This window comes from Nocardia transvalensis (assembly GCF_015477765.1).
Classification (GTDB): Bacteria; Actinomycetota; Actinomycetes; order Mycobacteriales; family Mycobacteriaceae; genus Nocardia; species Nocardia transvalensis_A.
Window position 1 is genome coordinate 458,063 of record NZ_JADLQQ010000003.1, and the last position, 20,427, is coordinate 478,489.

General features: G+C 67.4%; 22 protein-coding genes. 10 read left to right on the top strand and 12 right to left on the bottom strand.

The annotated features are described in order from the left end of the window. Positions 1-57: 57 nt before the first annotated feature. Positions 58-2,433, bottom strand: a complete 2,376-nt coding sequence (locus tag IU452_RS10170) for a lysylphosphatidylglycerol synthase transmembrane domain-containing protein (RefSeq protein ID WP_195108996.1) — start codon at positions 2,431-2,433, stop codon at positions 58-60. 305 nt (positions 2,434-2,738) lie between these two features. On the opposite strand from IU452_RS10170, the gene IU452_RS10175 reads away from it, so the two are divergent. The 4 genes from IU452_RS10175 (at position 2,739) to IU452_RS10190 (ending at position 5,816) form a co-directional block, all read left to right on the top strand. Beyond that, positions 2,739-3,365 (top strand): GDSL-type esterase/lipase family protein, encoded by a 627-nt coding sequence (locus IU452_RS10175; protein ID WP_195108698.1) that lies wholly within the window; start codon positions 2,739-2,741, stop codon positions 3,363-3,365. Between the two features lie 132 nt (positions 3,366-3,497). Continuing rightward, positions 3,498-4,058, top strand: coding sequence for a dihydrofolate reductase family protein (locus IU452_RS10180; protein WP_195108699.1), 561 nt, complete (start codon positions 3,498-3,500; stop codon positions 4,056-4,058). Between the two features lie 42 nt (positions 4,059-4,100). Further along, a complete protein-coding gene (locus tag IU452_RS10185; RefSeq protein WP_195108700.1) occupies positions 4,101-5,003 on the top strand; it encodes a LysR family transcriptional regulator in 903 nt (300 codons plus the stop codon). 39 nt (positions 5,004-5,042) lie between these two features. Continuing rightward, positions 5,043-5,816: a class I SAM-dependent methyltransferase gene (locus IU452_RS10190; RefSeq protein ID WP_195108701.1), complete on the top strand. Its 774-nt coding sequence runs from the start codon at positions 5,043-5,045 to the stop codon at positions 5,814-5,816. Position 5,817: 1 nt separating this feature from the next. Here IU452_RS10190 and IU452_RS10195 read toward each other — a convergent pair whose 3' ends face one another. Together IU452_RS10195 and IU452_RS10200 are read right to left on the bottom strand one after the other, a co-directional pair. Beyond that, on the bottom strand, positions 5,818-7,362 hold the full coding sequence (locus IU452_RS10195) for a phytoene desaturase family protein (protein WP_195108702.1): 1,545 nt from the start codon (positions 7,360-7,362) through the stop codon (positions 5,818-5,820). 12 nt (positions 7,363-7,374) lie between these two features. Further along, complete coding sequence (locus IU452_RS10200) at positions 7,375-8,061, bottom strand: methyltransferase domain-containing protein (RefSeq protein WP_324192535.1); 687 nt, start codon at positions 8,059-8,061, stop codon at positions 7,375-7,377. A gap of 35 nt (positions 8,062-8,096) precedes the next feature. Between IU452_RS10200 and IU452_RS10205 the strand changes: the two genes are divergently transcribed. Then, entirely contained in the window at positions 8,097-8,627 is a 531-nt protein-coding gene (locus IU452_RS10205; protein ID WP_195108703.1) for an NUDIX domain-containing protein, read from the top strand. Between the two features lie 6 nt (positions 8,628-8,633). Here IU452_RS10205 and IU452_RS10210 read toward each other — a convergent pair whose 3' ends face one another. Beyond that, positions 8,634-9,716 carry a DUF2332 domain-containing protein gene (locus tag IU452_RS10210; RefSeq protein ID WP_195108704.1) on the bottom strand — a complete coding sequence of 361 codons (1,083 nt, stop codon included), beginning with the start codon at positions 9,714-9,716 and terminating at the stop codon, positions 8,634-8,636. A 54-nt stretch (positions 9,717-9,770) separates the two neighbouring features. Between IU452_RS10210 and IU452_RS10215 the strand changes: the two genes are divergently transcribed. Next, positions 9,771-10,958: a citrate/2-methylcitrate synthase gene (locus IU452_RS10215; protein ID WP_195109036.1), complete on the top strand. Its 1,188-nt coding sequence runs from the start codon at positions 9,771-9,773 to the stop codon at positions 10,956-10,958. A gap of 24 nt (positions 10,959-10,982) precedes the next feature. On the opposite strand, the gene IU452_RS10220 is transcribed toward IU452_RS10215, so the two are convergent. After that, positions 10,983-11,564 (bottom strand): TetR/AcrR family transcriptional regulator, encoded by a 582-nt coding sequence (locus IU452_RS10220; RefSeq protein ID WP_195108705.1) that lies wholly within the window; start codon positions 11,562-11,564, stop codon positions 10,983-10,985. 87 nt (positions 11,565-11,651) lie between these two features. Here IU452_RS10220 and IU452_RS10225 point away from each other — a divergent pair, with 87 nt between their 5' ends. Further along, positions 11,652-12,689 carry a beta-ketoacyl-ACP synthase III gene (locus tag IU452_RS10225; RefSeq protein WP_195108706.1) on the top strand — a complete coding sequence of 346 codons (1,038 nt, stop codon included), beginning with the start codon at positions 11,652-11,654 and terminating at the stop codon, positions 12,687-12,689. Between the two features lie 39 nt (positions 12,690-12,728). Here IU452_RS10225 and IU452_RS10230 read toward each other — a convergent pair whose 3' ends face one another. Further along, the gene (locus IU452_RS10230) at positions 12,729-12,908 is read right to left on the bottom strand and encodes a hypothetical protein (protein WP_195108707.1); all 180 of its coding nucleotides are present in this window, start codon (positions 12,906-12,908) and stop codon (positions 12,729-12,731) included. Positions 12,909-13,077: 169 nt separating this feature from the next. On the opposite strand from IU452_RS10230, the gene IU452_RS10235 reads away from it, so the two are divergent. Together IU452_RS10235 and IU452_RS10240 are read left to right on the top strand one after the other, a co-directional pair. Then, complete coding sequence (locus tag IU452_RS10235; RefSeq protein ID WP_195108708.1) at positions 13,078-13,470, top strand: YciI family protein; 393 nt, start codon at positions 13,078-13,080, stop codon at positions 13,468-13,470. Beyond that, the gene (locus IU452_RS10240; protein ID WP_195108709.1) at positions 13,467-14,714 is read left to right on the top strand and encodes an RNA polymerase sigma factor; all 1,248 of its coding nucleotides are present in this window, start codon (positions 13,467-13,469) and stop codon (positions 14,712-14,714) included. Before IU452_RS10235 ends, IU452_RS10240 begins: the two co-directional genes overlap by 4 nt. A 3-nt stretch (positions 14,715-14,717) precedes the next feature. Here IU452_RS10240 and IU452_RS10245 read toward each other — a convergent pair whose 3' ends face one another. Then, the gene (locus IU452_RS10245) at positions 14,718-15,065 is read right to left on the bottom strand and encodes a DUF1330 domain-containing protein (protein WP_195108710.1); all 348 of its coding nucleotides are present in this window, start codon (positions 15,063-15,065) and stop codon (positions 14,718-14,720) included. Between the two features lie 538 nt (positions 15,066-15,603). Here IU452_RS10245 and IU452_RS10250 point away from each other — a divergent pair. Next, positions 15,604-16,278 (top strand): DUF6461 domain-containing protein, encoded by a 675-nt coding sequence (locus IU452_RS10250; RefSeq protein ID WP_195108711.1) that lies wholly within the window; start codon positions 15,604-15,606, stop codon positions 16,276-16,278. 114 nt (positions 16,279-16,392) lie between these two features. Here the strand turns inward: IU452_RS10250 and dnaB are convergent, their stop codons facing one another. The 5 genes from dnaB to rpsF form a co-directional block, all read right to left on the bottom strand. Beyond that, the gene (dnaB, locus tag IU452_RS10255) at positions 16,393-17,772 is read right to left on the bottom strand and encodes a replicative DNA helicase (protein ID WP_195108712.1); all 1,380 of its coding nucleotides are present in this window, start codon (positions 17,770-17,772) and stop codon (positions 16,393-16,395) included. A gap of 677 nt (positions 17,773-18,449) precedes the next feature. Continuing rightward, positions 18,450-18,905 (bottom strand): 50S ribosomal protein L9, encoded by a 456-nt coding sequence (gene rplI, locus IU452_RS10260; protein WP_195108713.1) that lies wholly within the window; start codon positions 18,903-18,905, stop codon positions 18,450-18,452. A gap of 16 nt (positions 18,906-18,921) precedes the next feature. Next, entirely contained in the window at positions 18,922-19,173 is a 252-nt protein-coding gene (gene rpsR / locus IU452_RS10265) for a 30S ribosomal protein S18 (RefSeq protein ID WP_195108714.1), read from the bottom strand. A 54-nt stretch (positions 19,174-19,227) separates the two neighbouring features. Continuing rightward, positions 19,228-19,758, bottom strand: a complete 531-nt coding sequence (locus IU452_RS10270) for a single-stranded DNA-binding protein (RefSeq protein ID WP_195108715.1) — start codon at positions 19,756-19,758, stop codon at positions 19,228-19,230. A gap of 106 nt (positions 19,759-19,864) precedes the next feature. Next, positions 19,865-20,155 carry a 30S ribosomal protein S6 gene (gene rpsF, locus IU452_RS10275; protein WP_195108716.1) on the bottom strand — a complete coding sequence of 97 codons (291 nt, stop codon included), beginning with the start codon at positions 20,153-20,155 and terminating at the stop codon, positions 19,865-19,867. Positions 20,156-20,427 lie beyond the last annotated feature (272 nt).

Below are 20,427 nucleotides of genomic sequence, written 5' to 3' on the forward strand. Positions count from 1 at the left end.
CTACCGGGGCACCCGCGCACCGGGTGCCCCGGCTCTGTTTCGGTGCGGGGTCCGAGGTCAGATCATGTCGTTACGTGCGAGCCAGCGCATGATCCACCAGCCCAGGAACACCGGTAGCCAGCAGGTCAGCACTCGATAGAGCAGGACAGCGGGCACCGCGATGGCCTGCGCGACGCCGAAGGCGACGGAAAGGCCACCGATGAGGGCGGCCTCCACCGCGCCGACACCGCCCGGCGTCGGCGCCGCGGCGGCGAGCGTGCCGCCGATCATGGTGACGATCGTGACCGCGACGAAAGTGGTATTACCGCCGAACGATTCGATGCTGGCCCACAGTGCCCCGGCCGCGCCGAGAATGATCGCCGCGGAACCGCCCACGATCATCAGCAGGCGCTTCGGGGCGTGCGAGAGATCGCGCAACTCCTGTACCACCTCGGCCAGCTGTGGCCGGACCTCGGTGCGCAGCCACCGCCGCACCTTCGGCACGAACATGGCGGCGCCGAGCAGACCCAGCAGCGCACCGGCGATCAGGTAGAGCACGGTGGGACTGGGCACGATATGCGACAGGTCCGCAGACACCCCGGCGGCCACGCTGAACCCGATCAGCAAGCCGACGTGGGTGATCACCTGCACGGCCTGCTGCAGTGCCACGGCCGCCGTCGCACGCACCGCGCCGAGCCCATTCTTCTGCAGGAACCGCACGTCCAGGGCGAGACCGCCGACACCGGCCGGGGTCGTGGTGGCGGCGAAGGTCTTGGCCACCTGGGTGAGGGCGAGATTGCGGAAGTTCACCGATTCCGAGGCACAGCCCCACAGCGCCATGGCCGCACCGAGGTAGGTGACGGCCGCGAAGACCAATCCCACCAGCGCCCACCACCAATTGGCCGTGCGCAATTCGGTGAAGAAGGTCGGCACCTGGCTCATCGACGGATAGGCGAAATACACCAGGCCGATCAACAGCACCAGCTGGATGATCTGATTGCGGGAGAAGCGGGTGATGCGCGCGGCCTCGATGCGGTCGGCGTCGGTCTGGTGCAGGACCTCCTCGCGGATCGCCTTCATCAGGTCACCGGCGTGCGGGACCGATTTGCGCACCGAGGCCGACATGGCCGAGTTCGTGAGTCGTCGCGAGGCGTTGACCACGGCCTGTTCACCGAGCGCCTCGATCGCCGTGCGCACCGCCGTTTTCGCGCCGTACAGCCCGCCCGTGGTCAACAGCAGCTGCGCCACGTCGGCGGAGAAGCGCGATTCGTAGGCGCCGAATTCGGCCCACATGAAGCCGCCGAACAGGATGCGCCCGTCGACGATGCGGATCTCCTCGGCCCGCAGATCACCGTGCGAGATCTGGGCGCGGTGCATCTGCTGCAGCGCCCGCCACACGTTGGTGAGCACCACCTCGTCGTCGGTCGCCGACAGCGCCGCGCCCCGGGGCATGGTCTGTGCGTAGAGCGTCCAGCCGCGGTGAAGGGCGGCCACCGTGAGCGGCTTGTTACAGGCGAGGCCGAGATCGCCGATGGCGATGCCCATGAGCGCGCGATGTTCGACCGCGCGCCGCATGGAGGCGAAGGCTGCGGGCCGCTCGCTGCTGCGGAAGGTCAGCCAGCGCCGCAGCTGCCGCAGCATGCCCCAGCTGCGCTGATTCTGCCCGTACATCTCCACCATGAGCCGGTGGTGCGGCCCGGTTTCGGCCGTCAGCACCAGCGGCCCCGGCCCTGCTGGGCGGAGCACGGTGAAGGCCGTGACCGTATATCCCCGGGCCGCCAGCACCCGCACCGCGGCATCCAGCGGCACCTCCAGCGCGGGTGTGCCCACGACCAGCACGATCACCGCACCCACGAACCAGCCGACGGCCAGCCCGAACATCGCCCGCGACGGCACCACCAGACTCACGAACAGATGCAGCGGCACGAACGCCCCGAGCAGCGCCCACCACCAGCGCCGCCACGAGGCGGGCAGCCACGGACTGGCCACCGTCAGCACCGCGGCCAGCATGGCGATCCAGCGCGGATCGTCGAGGAACTGGGACAGGAAGGTGTCCAGCTGCTTGGGTACGGCCAGATGCCACTGCGGCGCGGAGATCCCGGTGCCGGTGACCGACAGCGCCAGCACCGCGATGAGGCCCGCGGCCAGATATCCGCCCAGCAGCTTCCACTGCCAGCGGAAGATCAGCCGGATCAGGATCGCGAACGGCAGCGCGCAGATGGCGATGCCGTAGATCAGATACACCAGGTTCGACTGCTCGGGGGAGAGGATGCCGACGATATCGGAGACCGAACGCTCCAGCGCCTCCCAGCGCGGCCGGGTGATCAGCGAGCCCGCGACGACCAGCGCCACCAGCAGAGCCGACAGCACCACGCGCAGGATGTCGCTGGTGCGCCGGATCCGTGGTTGCAGCAGGCTGCCGGAGACGGGAATCTCCCGCCCGTCGACTCGCATGTCGTATCGGAACTTTCGGATCGAGGGAGCGGCGTCGGTCCCGGGGTCGGCTCCGGTGTGAGTATGCAGGAGGCGTTCGTCCGGCCCGACGGCAACACGCCGTCGCGGCCGGTCGCGCGGCGGTGCGGCGTTCACCCGTCGACCAGGCCGCGCGGCTGCATGCGCACATACGCGGCGGTTTCCATCCGTGCTCCCTCCCGAACCGATCAGGGAGATCTTATTGCAACGCTATTTGCCGGAAGCAGAACGGACCGGTAGCGACGGTTTCATGGTGAAAACTTCGTTGAGCATGCAACTATCACACGGTGACCCGAGATGTCCGTATCTGTTTCGTCGGCGATTCGCTCATGGCCGGTCTGGGAGACCGCCAATGCCTGGGGTGGGCGGGTCGCCTCGCGGCACGTGCGATCGGGGCCGGGCGACCGGTGACCTACTACAACCTCGGGGTGCGCGGGCAGACCTCCGCGGATATCGCGGCGCGATGGGAGGCCGAATGCGAACAACGGCTGCCCGAGGGGATCGATGCGCGGGTGGTGTTCTCCTTCGGCGTCAACGACACGCTGCTCGAGGACGGCCGGATCCGGGTGCCGACCGAGGACTCGGTGTCGTATCTGAGCACGATGCTGCGGCGCGCCCGCGCCCGGCAGTGGGAAACCCTGGTCGTGGCGCCGCCACCGGTGGGCGACGACGAACACAACGGGCGTATCGAGAAATTGGATTCGCACTTCACCGAGACCTGTGAGGCCGAGGATGTTCCGTACGTCCGCATCCACCAACCCCTACGGCACAGCGATGTGTGGATGCGCGAGCTCAGCGCCGGGGACGGTTTTCATCCCAGTGCCGCCGGTTACGAGGAGTTCGCCTCGCTGATCGTGCCGCTGTGGTTGCTGTGGCTGTCCGAACCCGGGTCCGGGCTGCCCGTCGTCAACTGAGTTCGGGACCTTCGATCGACCCGCCGGGCGGTGTCCGATTAGTTACGGTGAGTTGACCCGTCCGAATGGTTGACACCGACCGCGCGGTCCGGCCCGGACCGGCGGCATGCTGTACCGAAGTGAGGTTCCATCATGGGGAAAGTCGTTGTAGCCGAATTCGTTTCGCTCGACGGATTCATTCAGGACCCGGCCTGGACGGCGCCGTTCTGGCATGACGAGATCGGCAACTACAAAGACGCGGAGCTACAGGAGGCCGACGCCTTACTACTGGGTCGCTCGACCTATCAGATGTTCGCGGCGTCCTGGCCGGGCCACCCCGAGGAGGGCGCCTACAAGGACAAGATGAACAGCATGCCCAAACATGTGGCGACCACCACGCTGACCCAGCTGGAGTGGAACGCCCAGCGCATCGAGGGTGATGTCACCGAGGGCATCGCGAAGTTGCGCACCGAGAAGAATCTGCTGGTCTTCGGCAGCGGCACGCTGGTCGACTATCTGCGGGCGCACGAGCTGATCGACGAATACCGGCTGGTGATCTACCCGGTGCTGCTCGGTAACGGACTGCGGCTGTTCAACCCCGCCGAGGCCGAGGCGACCCTGGCGCTGACCGGGTCGCAGGTGATCGAGAACGGGGTGATCCTGGCGACCTATCGGGTCAGCACCAATACTGTCGTCCGGCCCAGCTTCGGCTGATCCCGTCGCGTCGCGTCTGCCGCCGGTCCATAACCTGATGGCATGGACGTCGATACGCGGCTGCTGCGGTATTTCGTCGCCGTGGCGGAGGAGGGCCACCTGACCCGCGCGGCCGGGCGGTTGTTCGTCTCCCAGCCGGCGCTGACCAAACAAATCAAGCAGCTGGAGAACCGGCTCGGTGTGCAGCTCTTCGAGCGCTCCCACACCGGCATGACGTTGACGGCGGCGGGACGCGTGCTCGCCGAAGAGGTGCCGACGCTGCTGGCGGACTGGGACCGCATGCTGCGGGCGGCCAAGGGCGATGCCGCACAGGAGGCCCGCCTGCTGCGAGTCGGGTTCATCGCCAGTGCCGCAAACGAATTCACCGCCGACATCGTCGCCGCATTCCGTGCCGAGCACCCCGACTGGCGCATCGATATGCGGCAGTTCGGGTGGACCGACCCCTCCGCGGGGCTGGCCGACGGCGAGGTCGATCTGGCGCTGGTGCGCATGCCGTTTCCCGGTCAGGAGTCCTACCGGTTTCGGGAGTTGTTCTCCGAACCGCGGTGGATAGCCCTGCCCGCCGCGCACCCGCTGGCACAGCAGACGGAGATCGCGTTCGAGCAGTTGTGGTCCGAACCGTTCGTGGCAGCGCCGCCGGAGAACGGCAGCTGGCGGGACTTCTGGATAGGCGCCGACGAGCGGCCCGCGGACACGGCCGTCGTGGGTGCGATCGCGCACAACACCGACGAATGGCTGACCGCCATCGGCAATGGGTTCGGCATCAGCTTCACCCCGGCCTCTTCGGCGCGGTATTACCCCCGGCCGGGTATCGTCTATCGGCCGGTGACCGGAATCGGTCCGAGCGTGGTGGCCGTGGCGTGGCCGGCGGCCGCCGAGTCGAATCCCTTGGTACACAGCTTCATTCATTGCTGCCTCACCGTCACCCGCTCCGTGGGCCAATAATGGCAGGTCCCGCTGCCTGTACGGCGATAGCATGGCCAGGTGGTGGATGAGCGGCAGGCCGAGGAGGCCGAGCTGAGGGCACGGCGGGCGAATTCCTTTGGGCCGCAAGCGGCAGCCTATGCCGAACACCGGCCGGACTATCCGGCCGCGGGGATTCGATGGGTGTTGGAACCCTTGGGCGCCAAGGCCGCACTGGAGGCGGTCGATCTCGGCGCGGGGACCGGGAAGCTCAGTGCCGGACTGGCCGATGTGGGCGCCAGGGTGATCGCCGTCGAACCGGACGAGGCGATGCGGGCCGAGTTCGCCAGGCGGTGCCCGGAGATTCCCATCTGGGGCGGGAGCGCGGAAGCCATTCCGCTGCCCGATGGATCCGTCGACGCCGTGCTGGCCGGGCAGGCGCTGCACTGGTTCGATCAGGCGCGCGCATTTCCGGAGATCGCGCGAGTGCTGCGGCGGGGTGGTGTTTTCGGAGCGCTGTGGAACGCCTACGACGACGACGTCGCGTGGGTGGCGGGACTGGACCGGGTCTCGCGCTCGCGCGTCTCGTCCACCCGCTCCCTCGAGGACCGAGTCCCGGGCCATCGGCTGTTCCATCCGTTCGAGCGCGCCGAGTTCGCACACTCCCAGCGCCGCACCGCCGAATCGCTCACCGCCACGATCGGAACCCACTCGCATACGCTGGTGATCACTCCGGAGGAGCGCGCCGAACTGCTCGCGAGCATCTCCGACTATCTGCGCAGCCTGCCGGAGACCCGGGACGGGGAATTCGACCTCCCATTGCGCACCTTCGTGATTCGCGCCGTGCGCCGCTGAATCACGGCAGGTCGAGCACGGCCATTGCGGCATTGTGCCCGGCGATACCGCTGACCCCGCCGCCGCGGACGGCTCCCGCGCCGCACAGCAGGACGTTCCGGTGGCCGGTGCGTACTCCCCACCGCGCGGCGGGGTCGGGATCGGTATCGGTGCGGAAGGGAAAAGCCAAGTCGCGGTGGAAGATATGGCCGCCGGGCAGGCCGAGCTCGGCCTCCAGATCGAGCGGTGACTTCGCCTCCAGACAGGGACGCCCGTCGGGTGATGTGGCCAGACAGTCCCGAATCGGCTCGGCCAGTACCGCATCCAATTGCGCCAGCGTCGCCTCGACCAGACGCGCCTTGATCGCCTCGGGGTCGCTCGTGAAAAGCCTTGCGGGAGTGTGCAGCCCGAACAGAGTCAGCGTGTGGGTTCCCTGTGCGGCCAGTTCGGGCGACAGGATGGACGGGTCGGTGAGGGTGTGGCAGTAGATCTCCGACGGCGGTGCGGTCGGCAGCTGCCCCGCGGCGGCCTCGCGATAGGCGCGGTCGAGCTGGGCGTAGCTTTCGGCGATATGGAAGGTTCCGGCGAATGCGTCGCGGGGATCGACGCGATCACGCAGGCGCGGCAACCGTCGCAGCAGCATGTTCACTTTGAGCTGGGCGCCTTCGGGTTTGGCGGGTGTGCTCTCGTTCATCAGGCGCGCCAATTCGTGTGGTGCGGCGTTCACCAGGACATACCGCGCAGCGACCGCACCGCCGTCGTAGCGGACCTCGGCACGGGTGCCGTCGGTCTCGACTGCGGTGACCGCCCGACCGGTCACGAGTTCGGCGCCCGCCGCACGGGCGGCATCGGCGAGCGCGTCGGTGAGCGCACCCATCCCGCCGACCGGCACGTCCCAGTCGCCGGTGCCGCCGCCGATCACGTGGTACAGGAAACAGCGGTTCTGACGCAGGTCCGGATCGTGTGCGTGAGTGAAGGTGCCGATCAAGGCGTCGGTGAGGACCACGCCGCGGACCGTGTCGTCGGCAAAGGTGGTCTCGATCGTCTCACCCAGGGGGCGTTCGAAAATCGCCTCCCAGGCCGCGGAATCGTCGATAATGCGCTGCAATTCGGTTCGCGAGGGCAGCGGGGCGGTCAGGGTGGGGAACACCCGCTCGGCGAGGCGCCCCGTCATCGTGTAGAACCGTTGCCACGCTTCATAATCCGCATCGGAGCCGGTGAGCTGTGCGAAGCCGGCCCGCGTACGGTCCGGATCGGCGGTGTCGATCAGCAGTCCGCCGTCGCCGACCGGGGTGTAGGAGGAAATCCGCCGCCGCCGCGTCTCGAATCGTAGCCCCAACTCCCGCACCAGCTGCCGCGGCAGCAGGCTCACCAGATACGAATACCGCGACAATCGCGCGTCGACGCCCGCGAACACCCGCTCCGAGACGGCGGCGCCGCCGGTATGCGGCTGCCGCTCCAGCACCAGCACCGATCGCCCGGCCCGGGCCAGATAGGCGGCGGCCACCAATCCGTTGTGGCCGCCACCGACGATGACGACGTCGTATCCGGCGCGTGTGGGCTGCATCTGCCCTGAATATCACGAACCGGTTGGGCGCGGCGTCGATTGGTCGGTCCGTGTCCCCGACTTCCGGACCAGCAGATAGCCGTGCCGGGTGCGTTCCTCGCCCTCGGGTTCGCGCAGCATCCGGGCCACCGGCTCGAAACCGCCGTCGTGCAGCAGCCGGGCCAGGGCGCGCAGCGGCCAGACGCTCGCCTGTGCCACCTTGTGGTCATAGGGCTGCACATCCTGGGAATCGTCGACCGCCATGAAGCCCAGCAGCAGATGCCCGCCCTCGACCAGGACGCGACGGAATTCGCCGACAACGTTCGGCATCCGCTCCGGCGGAGTGTGAATGATGCTGTACCAGGCCACGATTCCGCTCAGCGAGCCGTCGGCCAGCGCCAGCTCCTCCATGGTGCCCTTGTCGAATCGCAACTGCGGATGCGCCGCCCGGGCCAGCCTGATCATTTCCGGTGACAGGTCGATGCCGAAGACGTCGAGACCCAACTCGTCCAGATACGTCGTGATCCGACCCGGCCCACAGCCGATATCGGCGACCGTCCCGTTGCCGTCGGCCCGCACCAATTCCGCGAACACCCCCAGCATCGCGCGGTCGAAGGGCTGGACGTCGAGGTGCCGTTCGAACATCGCCGCATAGAGCTCGGCAACGGCATCGTAAGCCGCCTCGGTGGCCTGAACATCCGGGAATTCGATCTTCTGCACCGAGCCAGCCTACGAGTGTGCGGGAGAATTCGAGCATGGAAACCCTCGGATCGAAGACGGTCTACACCAACCCATGGATGGAGGTCCGCGAGGACACCGTCCGCCGCCTCGACGGTTCCACCGGAATCTACGGCGTCGTGCACCGTCCCGATTTCGTGATGGTGGTACCGATGGACGGCGACCGCTTCCATCTGGTCGAGCAGTACCGCTACGCGCAGGGCCGACGATGCTGGGAATTCCCCGCCGGCACGCTGCCCGACCGGGCGAGCGGCGACCCGATCGATCTGGCGCACCGAGAACTCCGCGAGGAGACCGGCCTTCGAGCCGCTCGGCTGACCCACCTCGGCGTCGTCGACATCGCACCGGGTTGCCTCGCCCAGCGCGGCCGAGTATTCCTCGCCACCGACCTGACCCCCGGCGAACCCGACCGCGAACCCTCGGAACAGGACATGCGCTCGGCCTGGTTCGCCCGCAGCACCGTGGAAAACATGATCCGCTCCGGCGAAATCACCGACGCCCAAACCGTCGCCGCCTACTCCCTCCTGCTCCTCCACGAACGTCCCTGACCGCCGTCATGCCCGCCCGTCGCCGATGAAGCCCGGTATCCCGTGGGGTTTCGCACGAGCCAGCCGAATCGGTGGCTGCGCGCCGGTTCGCAGGGTGAGGAGGAAGCCGTTGCGGTCGTCGGGGGTGTTCTGCGGTTCGAAGCAGATGTGGGCGAATCCTGCATCCGAATGAGACTGGGCGGCAAGGCGATCCAGTTCCGCTTGTACCAGACTCCACTCGGCGCCCGAAACATATTGGCGCATCACCGAATGCCAGACCACTGTCAGGGTTCCGGGGGTCAGGTCGATTCCGGCGAGGAAATCGTGCGCGCCCAGGGGTACGACCTCGGCGGGGATCTTCTCCGCCAAGCGCAGCGCGCCGTCGAGGCGAGCCAATCGGTCGGCCTGGTCCGGCCAGACGTACGCGCGCAGTGCCAGTGCGTCGGGTGGCGACAGCGGATCCAGAGGTATCGGGTCGCATCCCCTCCGTTCGACGACCGTCACCCGCGGATGCCGCCGCACGGCATCGGCCAGCCAGGCGGGGACCGGCCCCTGCCAGGCATTGTCGAGGAGGACCGGCGAATTCTCCGGGCCCCACGCGAGAGTGCCTGCGACCCAACGGAAGTGGTCGGCACGCAGGTTGAGCCCGGCGCTACTGCCCAATTCCAGCAGCCGGACGGGCAGCGGCATCTCCGCCACGGCCGCCAGCAGTCCGGCCAGCAGCGGAACGGCCCGGCCGACCTCATTGGTCTGTGGCGGTCTGGTCAGCCACTCCCGAATCCAGTCCGACCGCTCGGCCACGACCCGCCGGAACGCCTCCCACGCCGCCCGATTCGTCTCGGTGCCCGCCCGCACGAGCGCACCGGTGCTCGGATAGCAGGCGGCAAGTTCCGGAGCCTGTCCGGACAGCGCCAGCGCATGCACGGCGGCCATGAAGCGCAGCGGCAGCCCGGCCTCGCGCGTGGCGTCGGCATGGTCGCTCAACACCTGCGCACACGGCCCACCCACCCGCAGGTCCCGGCCCACCTCGGTCAGCAACGCGGCATACAGCGGCGAACCGAGCTTTTCGCAAGCGCGAGCGTGCAATTCGACATTCTCCACGAGGGACATATCTGGACTCTGCGCCCGGACCGGCACGAAATCAATATTGATTATGATCAACCCGTGCAGTCGGAATGGATCGATTCCTCCGCCGCCGCGGACCGACTGGGTGTGAAGCCCGCAACGCTCTACGCCTACGTCAGCCGCGGTATCCTGCGCCGACGGTACGATCCGCAACGGCGGCGCAGCCTGTTCGATCCGGAGGAGGTCGAGCGGCTGGCCCGGCGCGGCCGCCCGCGCCGCAAGCCGGCGCCCACCGAGGTCGTGGTCGAATCACGAGTCACCACACTGGGTTCTGATCGGCCGTTCTATCGCGGTCGCGATGCCCTCACCCTCGCCGAGACGCACAGCTTCGAGGCGGTCGCCGAATGGCTGTGGAGTGGCGAGCTGTGCGACGCCGGCCCCTGGCGGTCGCGTCCGGAGGCCGTCGCGGCGGCGCGGGCGGCCCAGCGGCGCCTGCCCGCCGATCTGCTCTCGCTGGACCGGTTGCAGATCGTCGTCACCGCCATGGCCGTCACCGACCCGCTGCGGTTCCATCGCGAACCGGAGGCGGTGGTGGTGACCTCTCGCGCGTTGATTGCGGGCATGATCGAGGCGTTGCCGGCTCGGTCGAAGCCGTTGGATCGCACCAGCGCGGCCGTGCTGTGGTCCCGGCTGGCCGCCCGCCCACCGACCACCGCCGAGGAGCTGAAACTGCTGGAGACGGCCATGGTTCTGCTGGCCGACCACGAATTGGCCGCGTCCACCTTCGCCGCCCGGGTCGCCGCGTCGGTGCGGGCCGATCCGTATGCGGTCGTGAGCACCGGCCTCGGCGTGGTGGGCGGTCCCATGCACGGTGGTGCGTCACTGGCGGTGGAACGCATGCTCGCCGAAATCTCCGATCCCGCAGACGTTCCCCGCGTAATCGGCGAGCGGCTGCGCCGGGGGGAGCACATACCCGGCGCCGGTCATGCCGTTTACCGTTCCGGCGATGCCCGCGGCACCCGGCTCCTGGATCTCCTTCGTCGACTGAGCCCGGGACACCCGAAAGTTATTGTGGCCGAGCGCATTCTGGTCGAGTTGCAGATGCGACGCCTGCCCGCCTACAACATTGACTTCCCGCTGGCTGTGTTTACCACGATGTTCGATATGCCGCTCGGATCCGGTGAAACCGTCTTCGCCGTCGCCCGTACCGCCGGTTGGCTGGCGCATGCTCTGGAGGAATACCGAACCCGGACTCGGTTCCGCCCTCGTGCCATCACACCGCGGTAAGTCGGTGTAGGCACCGGGAATTCGTCACTTCCGGAGGTGGTGGTGGAGGAGTACGGCGAGTTGGGTGTGGGCGTCGTCGAAAGGGTGGCTGGACTTGAGGGCTCGGCTCTGGACGATTGCGCCCTCGATGGCCGAGAGCAGCAGGCCCGCCAGTGAGCAGGCGGTGGAGCGTTCTATGCCCGCGGCCACCAGGCCGTCGGCGAGGCGGGCGGTCCATTCGGTGAAGGCCTGGCCGGCGGTGGACTGTACCGCCGGATTCAGTTCGTCCAGGGCCGCGGCCATCATGAACGATCCGTCCCGATAGTCGCTGGACTCGAGGGGGGTGCGCCAGAAGGCGAGAAGGTCGTCCAGCCACTGCTCCACGGAGGGGGCGGTCGCGAAGGCGTCGGCCGTCGTGCTCAGGTGTGAATAGACCACCCGGGACACGATCCGCGCGGCCGCCTCCACCAATTGCCCTTTGCCGGAGGGGAAGTGCTGATACAGCGAATTGCGCGAGGCATTACTGCGTTTGAGCAGCTCACTCAGCCCGGCCGCGTGCACGCCGTGCTCCTGCACCGTGGCGATGGTGCTTGCGATCAGTCGGGCGCGCGGACCAGCGGTCGCCATGGAAGCTCCTCCAACCCTTGATTGAACCGATCGGTTCATGTTAGATGGTGTTCGCGTGAACCGATCGGTTCACCTGGAGAGGATGTCGTGCCCACCCCAATCGCCACCGCCACCCCGGTCACCCATGCCGCCCCCCTCGGTCTGGGGGTGTACCGACCCCGCCGGGTCGTGCCCAATGCCGAGATCGTCGACCGGATCAATTCCTCCGACGAGTGGATTCGCACCCGGTCCGGTATCGCCGCCCGCCGGTGGGCCGACCCGGACGAAACGATCGTCGGCATGAGCACCGCCGCCGCCCGCGACGCCCTCGCCGCCGCCGGTGTGGCGGCCGAGCAGATCGACGCGGTGGTGCTGGCCACGTCCTCGCAGATGGTGCTGGGACCGTCGGCGGGCGCGGTGGTGGCCACCGAACTCGGGATGCACGACACCGCCGCCTTCGACGTCTCGGCCGGATGCGCGGGCTTCTGCTACGCGCTCGCCAACGCCGCCAACCTGATTCGCGCGGGTCAGGCGGGCCATGTCCTGGTGATCGGCGTGGAGCGGCTCTCGGATCTGCTCGACCCGGCCGACCGCAGCTGCGCGTTCATCTTCGCCGACGGTGCGGGCGCGGTGGTCGTAGGACCCGCCGAATCGGAGGGCATCGGGCCGGTCGCCTGGGGTTCGGACGGCAGCCAGACCGCGGCGATCAAGCAGGACAAGGATTTTCAGCAATACTTCGCCGAGGTCGCCGCGGCCGAGGCGAGCGGCGGTACCTCGGTGCGCCCCTACATCCGGATGAACGGCCAGGCGGTATTCCGCTGGGCCGTCACATTTTTGGAGAAGGCGTGCCGCGACGCCCTGGACCGCGCCGGTGTGACCGTCGAGGACCTGGATGCCTTCGTCCCGCACCAGGCCAATATCCGCATCACCGACGCCCTGGTCCGGGCCCTGGGAATTCCCGACACCGTCGCCATCGCCCGCGACATCGTCGAAACCGGCAACACCAGCGCCGCCTCGATCCCGATGGCCATGGAACAACTCCTCCGCTCCGGCGACGCCCGCCCCGGCGACACCGCCCTGCTGCTCGGCTTCGGCGCAGGCCTGGCCTACGCGGGCCAGGTGGTGCGTCTCCCGGCCATCGCATGAGGCCGCGAAGGCTCAATTGTTCCCCTCGGGAACCGGCGGCTACGGCATTGCGGGTTGCGCCAGGCCGTAGATGACGTCGTTGGCGGCGATCTCGTCGAAATCCCAGTGCAAGTCGCGACCCGGTTCCGCGGACACGGGCACGAAAGGTGCTGCCATCAGCACGCCGCACACCGCGACCATGGATCCCCACCGCCATACGACGGTGCCTTTCCGCACCATCGCCATTCCTCCCCGTGCGGTACCGGAGTCGCCACCCCGACACCCGGAACAACCCGACTGTACCTATCGACCGCGGCCCGGGATGTCGATATGGCGCGGCGGGCGTCGACGTTTCAGGTGAGGATGGGTCATCCGGGCGCATCCCGCGATATCGAGCAAGGGGCCGATGATGAAGTACGTGATCATGATTCACTCCAACCCGCAGCCGTGGGGGCATCCGACCTCCGACTATCTGCCCGAGTATCGGGACATGACGCAGGCGGAGCGGGATCGGGTGAACTCCGAGTTCGAGAAGTTTCTCGGGGAGTTGCACGAGAAGGGGGAATTGATCACGGGGGAGGCGCTCGGGGCGCCGGAATCGTCGCGGCTGTACCGGTGGGGTGATGGGAAGCCGCTGGTCACCGACGGTCCGTACTCGGAGGCCAAGGAACATTTGGCCGGATTCTTCCTGATCGATGTGGAGAGCCGGGCCCGAGCCGAGGAGGTCGCCGCGCGGTTCGCCGGTCCGGGGGAGACCGTCGAGTTGCGGCCCACCATGTGGCCGGGCGGCGACGACCAGTGAGCACCTCGGTGGTGCAGGACGTGTGGCGGCGCGAGTCGCCGCACGTCCTCGCCGCCCTGCTGCGCAGGCACGGCGATCTCGGCGACTGCGAGGATGCGGCGCAGGAGGCGGCCGAAGCGGCGGCGCGGCAATGGGATCGCGAGGGTGTGCCCGACAATCCGCGCGGCTGGCTCATCCGGGTCGCCTCGCGACGGCTGATCGACCGGGTGCGTGCCGACCGCGCGCGGGCGGGCCGGGAGGAGGCGGTCGCGGTCGCGCAGCCCGGTGATGCATACGTGATGCCGTCGGCCGATCAGGCGTGCCACACCGAGGGTGATGACACCGTGCAGTTGTTCCTCCTGTGCTGTCATCCGAGTCTGAGCCGCTCGTCGCAGGTCGCCCTGACGCTGCACGCTGTCGCCGGTCTCGGTACCGCCCAGATCGCCGCGGCGTATCTGGTGCCGGAACGCACCATGGCACAGCGGCTTACCCGTGCGCGGGCCACGCTGCGGGCCGCGGGGGCGGTATTCGAGCTTCCGACAGCGGCCGAGTTGCCGGTGCGCATCGCCGCGGTGCTCGATGCCTGCCACCTGCTGTTTACCGAGGGGCACACGCGCTCCGCCGGTGGCGCGCTGGTGGATTCGGGCCTGGCCGAGGAAGCCATCCGCCTCACCCGGCAGCTGCACGCGGCGATCCCGGACCACGACGAAATCGCCGGGGCCTTGGCCCTGATGCTGCTCACACACGCCCGCGCGGGCGCGCGCACCGACGGCGGCAACCTGGTGCCGCTGGCCGAACAGGACCGCTCCCGATGGGATCGGCAGCTGATCGCGGAAGGAGTGCGCATCCTCGAGCGCGTCCTGCCGCGCGGGCACGTCGGCAGATTCCAGCTGCAGGCCGCGATCGCCGCCGTGCACGCCGAGGCCCCCGCCTCGGAGGAGACCGATTGGCGGCAGATCAGCCTGCTCTACGGCATGCTCGCGCGAGTGGCGCCCAGCCCGATCGTGACGCTCAACCGGGCGGTCGCGGTCGGCATGGCGCTCGGCCCGGAGGCCGGTTTGGCCCTCGTCGATCCGCTGCTCGACGACCCGGCCATGCTGCGGCACCACCGAACCCACGCCGTGCGCGCCCACCTCCTGGAGATGGCGGGTGACCCAGTGGCCGCACTCGACAGCTACCGCCGGGCCGCCCGCCTCACCGCGAGCAGGCCCGAACAGCGCTACCTCAATTCTCGAATACGCCGCCTGGATGCTGTCGATCCCTGAGGGCTACTGGCCGGACAGGGCCTCCCGCACGGCTTTTGCGCTGTCAGCCGGGGAGTAGTCGTCGGGGACGCCCTCGACCAGGATGATGTCACCGTCGATGTGGCGCGAGCGCAGCGGTGCGATCTCCTGGTAGGCGGGCGAGTCCCACCAGGCCCGCGCCTCGGCGATCCCGGGAAAGCCGATCACCACGACGCTCCCGGGCCAGCTACCCTCCTTCACCTCGTGCCGCGTCATATGCACGAGAAAGCGGCCACCGTACGGCTCGAAGGTGGCGGGGATGCGCTCGATGTACTCGGCGATCTCCGGGTGCGGGTCAGCCTCCTGCAGATGGGCAATGGCATAGGCGGTCATGGCATCCTCCGGTCGATCGCGCTTCGTTACGCCGCGATCATGGCATGCACCCGAAACCCCGGTCGATTACCTGTCGAGTAAGCAACCCGCTGCACACGTGTAGGGTCTCAAAACTCGTGGCATGTGCTGGTGGGCTGACCTCGGTGTTTCCGGTTTGCCTCAGGTCTTCGCGGCGAGGGTTTGTCTCAGTTCGATGGCATTTCCTCGGGACAGTGAGTTGGTCGGCGGCATTCGGGATCTGATGGCGTCGAGGACATTTAGGCCAAGTGGCGTCAGTGCCGCGCGGCCCCCGGCCGCTGCCCGGGGTGCGCGTGAAGCCGTCGACGACGACGCCGCCATTCACCGCGCGGTGCTGTCCAGCGACAATCCCGCGGAAGCCATGGCTCGACGGAGGACCACACATCGCGACAGAACGGGCACGGGCCGTCAGCCTCTACGCCAAGGCAAAGCGGTAATGAGCGCGGTGTCTCGAATTGTCCTCTGGCGGAGGAAGAAACGAGGCCGCCGATTGTCGGTAGCACCTGCCATCATGCACGCTATGACAACTTCCGACCCCTTGGCCCCATTCCAGTGGCTCCTCACTCACGACGGCCGTCACTGCCCGCTGGACGAGATCTACACCGTGGCCTTCTTCCGCGGGCTCAAGCCGTCGGAGGTGGTGCGCCGCTTCAGCCGCGGCGAGGACCACGGCCAGGAATCGAGCTTCGATGAGCTCATGGAGCAGGCCACCGAGAACGCCTCCATATCCGGCGGATCCGGGGGAGGCACCGTGGGTGTCGTGCAGGTCGGTGAGTGGAGCGTGGCCATCGAGCCGATGGGGTGGATGGCCACGCTCCACGATGTCCTGGCCGAATTGTCGCGTGATTGTGAGGTACTGGCCATCACTCGCCACGACTACGCCGAGGCCAGCTTCGCGTACGCGATCGACGGCACGATTGTCACGGGGTACAAACCCTTGGATTGCCCCTACCTTCGACACGGCTCCGAGCCCGACCGGCTCAACGGGTTCATGCGGGAACTCGGCATGGCGGTGGACAGGTGGGACGACGAGAACGATCGCGACGACGAGTACGACTGGGACGACGAGGACGACAGCGACTACTTCTCTGCCCTGCCGAGTGCTTTCGCCTTGGCCGCGAAGCTCACCCAAGTGCGGTTCATCCCGGAAATCCTCGATCGTGCGATGCTCGTCGGACCCGTCGCGTACAGGTGATCGTCAAGTAGCCGCAGCGACGAGTACGGAATCTCAGAACCATGGCGGATCCGCCACGTCACCGCCACTCATTCTGAGATTCCGTCACGAGTTCCGAGACCCTACAACACGCCGCTATCCGCGTGCCATGTCCACGAATCGGCTCAGGTGCAGCTGGTGGGCGACGGTGATTGTGGCGGTTGGGCCGTTGCGGTGTTTGCCGAGGATGAGGTCGGCTTCGCCGCCGCGGGGGTCGTCGCGTTCGAATGCGTCGGGGCGGTGCAGCAGGATGACCATGTCGGCGTCCTGTTCCAGCGAACCGGATTCGCGGAGGTCGGAGACCATGGGGCGCTTGTCGGTTCGTTGTTCGGGGCCACGGTTCAGCTGGCTGATGGCGACCACCGGGACCTCGAGTTCCTTCGCCAGCAGTTTGAGGCTTCGGGAGAATTCCGAGACTTCCTGCTGACGGGATTCGACCTTCTTGCCGGAGGTCATCAGCTGCAGGTAGTCGACCACGACGAGGCGTAGATCATGACGTTGCTTGAGCCGCCGGGCCTTGGCCCGGATCTCCATCATCGTCATATTCGGTGAATCGTCCACGAACAGCGGCGCCTCGCTGATCTCGCTCATCCGCCGAGCCAGCCGAGTCCAGTCGTCATCGCTCATTCGCCCCGACCGCATATCCCCCAGCTTGATCTTCGCCTCCGCCGACAGCAGACGCATCACGATCTCGGTCCGGCTCATTTCCAGCGAGAAAATCACACTCGCCAAACCGTGCTTGATCGACGCACTGCGCATGAAATCCATTCCCAGCGTCGATTTACCGACACCGGGCCGGGCCGCGACGATGATCATCTGGCCGGGGTGGAGGCCGTTGGTGATTTCGTCGAGTTCGGTGAAGCCGGTGGGGACGCCCAGGGACATGCCGCCGCGGCTGGCGATGGAGTCGATCTCGTCCATCGTGGGCTGCAGCAGTTCCTCGAGGGGGAGGAAGTCGTCGCTGGAGCGGCGCTCGGTGACCTCGTAGATCTCGGCCTGGGCGCGGTCGACGACCTCGGCGACGTCCTGGCCGTCGGCGCCGGCGTAGCCGTATTGGACGATGCGCGTGCCGGCTTCGACGAGGCGGCGCAGGATCGCCTTCTCCGCAACGATTTCCGCGTAGTAGGAGGCGTTGGCGGCGGTCGGGACGGTCTGGGTGAGGGTGACCAGATAGGGCGGGCCGCCGATGCGCTTGAGTTCGCCGCGCCGGTCCAGGGCGGCGGCGACGGTGACCGGGTCGGCGGGCTCGCCGCGGCCGTAGAGGTCCAGGATGGCGTCGAAGACCGCCTGGTGGGCGGGTCGGTAGAAATCGCCCGGGCGGATGACCTCGACGACGTCGGCGATGGCATCCTTGGACAGCAGCATGCCGCCCAGCACCGACTGCTCGGCGGCCATATCGTGCGGGGGCTGGCGACCGAAGTCCTCACCGGGCGTGTCGGAGTAGTCCGAGTGTCCGCGATCATCGACGACTGCCACCAGACTCGACCGTCCTCTCTCATCACACCCGGTGTCGACGGTATCGACCACTCGTTGTACGCCCGGGGTACGACACGTTCGAATTCCGTACGACCGCCCCACCGGATGCGCACCAGCTCAGAGGCGGTGTCGCAGCAAACCGATGGTGCGCTCGGAAAGGCTCACGAAAACGCGTCGTTCGGGGCGCCGGAGTGCGACACCGGGAAGAACCTAAGGGACCGAACTGGGGACTACCAAACCGTGGTGTGCACACGCCTGTGGATAAACTGGGGACTGTTCACCTGCTGTTGTGCAGCCCCTGTGCATTACCTGGGGAAAACCGACTCGGTAATACCAATTTCCACTGGTAGGCGCGGATTTTCATGGATGCCCACATGTGGATCGATTGCGCATCGGCGTGTCTTTCGAGATGAACAGCCGGGCGTGTTGGGTTAACAGTGCTCTCCCGGGTTATGGCCTGGATCACATTACGGGTGGTTGGTTTGGAAAGTTGTCCCCAAACAGTCCCGAGCTGGGGTTAAACCTCGCGGCCATAATCAACCATGCGGTCTGTTGATAGCTGGGCGCGGAATAGCTAATAAATAGTTACCCCCGAATTTTGCCCACACGGGCGCAGCCGAAGGCCACCCTCGTGGAGATACGAAGGTGGCCTTCGGCGATGCGTCAGCGGCGTGCCGTCACTCGGCGGCGACGACCTGCAGCTCGACCTTGGCACTCACGTCCGGGTGCAGGTGCACCACGACGGCGTGCTTGCCGGTGGTCTTGATGTGCGCCTTCGGCAGCTCGATGCTGCGCTTGTCGACGACCGGGCCGCCGGCGGTCTTGATGGCGCCCGCGACGTCGGCCGCGGTGACCGAGCCGAACAGCTTGCCGGTGCCGGCGGTCTTCACCGACAGCGAGACATCGGACAGGCCCTCGATGGCCTGCTTGAGCTCGTTGGCGTGGTCGAGGTCGCGCACGCGGCGGGCGTCCTGGGCCCGACGGATGCCCTCGACCTGCTTCTGTGCGCCCTTGGTGGCGGGGATCGCCAGGCCGCGCGGCAGCAGGAAGTTGCGGCCGTAACCGTCCTTGACCTCCACGGTGTCGCCGGGGGCACCGAGGTTGTCCACATCAGCGGTCAGAATCAGCTTCATCGTGTGCCTCCCGTTCTCAGCGAGCCGTGGACACGTACGGCAGCAGCGCCAACTCGCGGCTGTTCTTCACCGCGATGGCGATATCGCGCTGGTGCTGAACGCAGTTGCCGGTGACGCGGCGGGCACGGATCTTGCCGCGGTCGCTGACGTACTTGCGCAGCAGCGTCGTGTCCTTGTAGTCGATCTTGACCGTGCCGGACTTGCTCTCCTTGCAGAAGGCACACGCCTTCTTCTTCAGCACCTTTTCGCGCGCCGGTGCTTTGGCCATTGTCTTACTCCGTAATTCCTGGGGGCCCGTGTGGCCCCGATGTGAAAGCCGTTGTCAGAACGGCGGTTCGTCGTCCATCTGGCCGCCCCCGAAGGAGCCGGCCGCGGGAGCGCTGCCCCACGGATCGTCGCCTGCGCTCTGAGCGCCGCGCGAGCCGCTGGAGCCACCGAAGCCCCCACCACCACCGGAGCCGCCACCGAAGCCGCCGCCGCCACCACCGCGGGTGGTCTTGTTGACCTTGGCGGTGGCATACCGCAGGGAGGGACCCACCTCGTCGACCTCGAGCTCGACGACCGTGCGCTTCTCACCCTCGCGGGTTTCGTAGGAGCGCTGCTTGAGCCGTCCGCTCACGATGACGCGAGCGCCTCGGGTCAGGCTTTCGGCGACATTCTCCGCGGCCTCACGCCAGATGTTGCAGCGCAGGAAAAGCGCCTCGCCGTCTTTCCATTCGTTGGTATTACGGTCGAACACGCGGGGCGTCGACGCGACGGTGAAATTCGCCACCGCCTGGCCCGCGGGCGTGAATCGAAGTTCCGGATCGGCCGTCAAATTTCCGATGACGGTGATAACCGTGTCGCCTGCCATGGTTCCTCCTGCTCTCCGGTGCAGTCCGCTGTAGCACTCGCCTGTTGCGCTAGAGCCTAGAGATAGGCACCGACGACTACGAGGGCTGATTGCGGGGAGGTGGGGATTACTTCTTGTCGTTGCGCAGCACCTTGGTGCGCAGCACCGACTCGTTCAGCCCCAGCTGACGGTCCAGCTCGCTCACCGTGGCGGGCTCGGCGGTCAGATCGACGACCGCGTAAATGCCTTCGCTCTGCTTGTTGATCTCGTAGGCCAGACGACGGCGGCCCCACAGATCGACCTTGTCGATCTTGCCACCCTGCTGGGAGACCACACTGAGCATCTTGTCCAGGTTCGGACCGACGGTGCGCTCGTCCAGGTTCGGATCGAGAATGACCATCACTTCGTAATGACGCACGGGAACCCATCACCTCCTGTGGACTAAGGACGGCCCACGGACGGTCCGTGGGCAGGAGGGTCGTTGCGTCAGCAACCCGACAAGGCTACATGAACGGTCCTTCACCAGCGAAATCGATCCCCACCGGTGGGGAATGCGGGCGATGGCCGGGTATGGCACATATCGTGGTGGCCATGTCGAACCGACCCGCCGCCCGCGTCGCCGTCCCGGCGGGAGCGATGGGGCAGGAGGCAGTGTGCGCCGCCGCCTAGCCTTCCGCAGCGAGCGCGCAT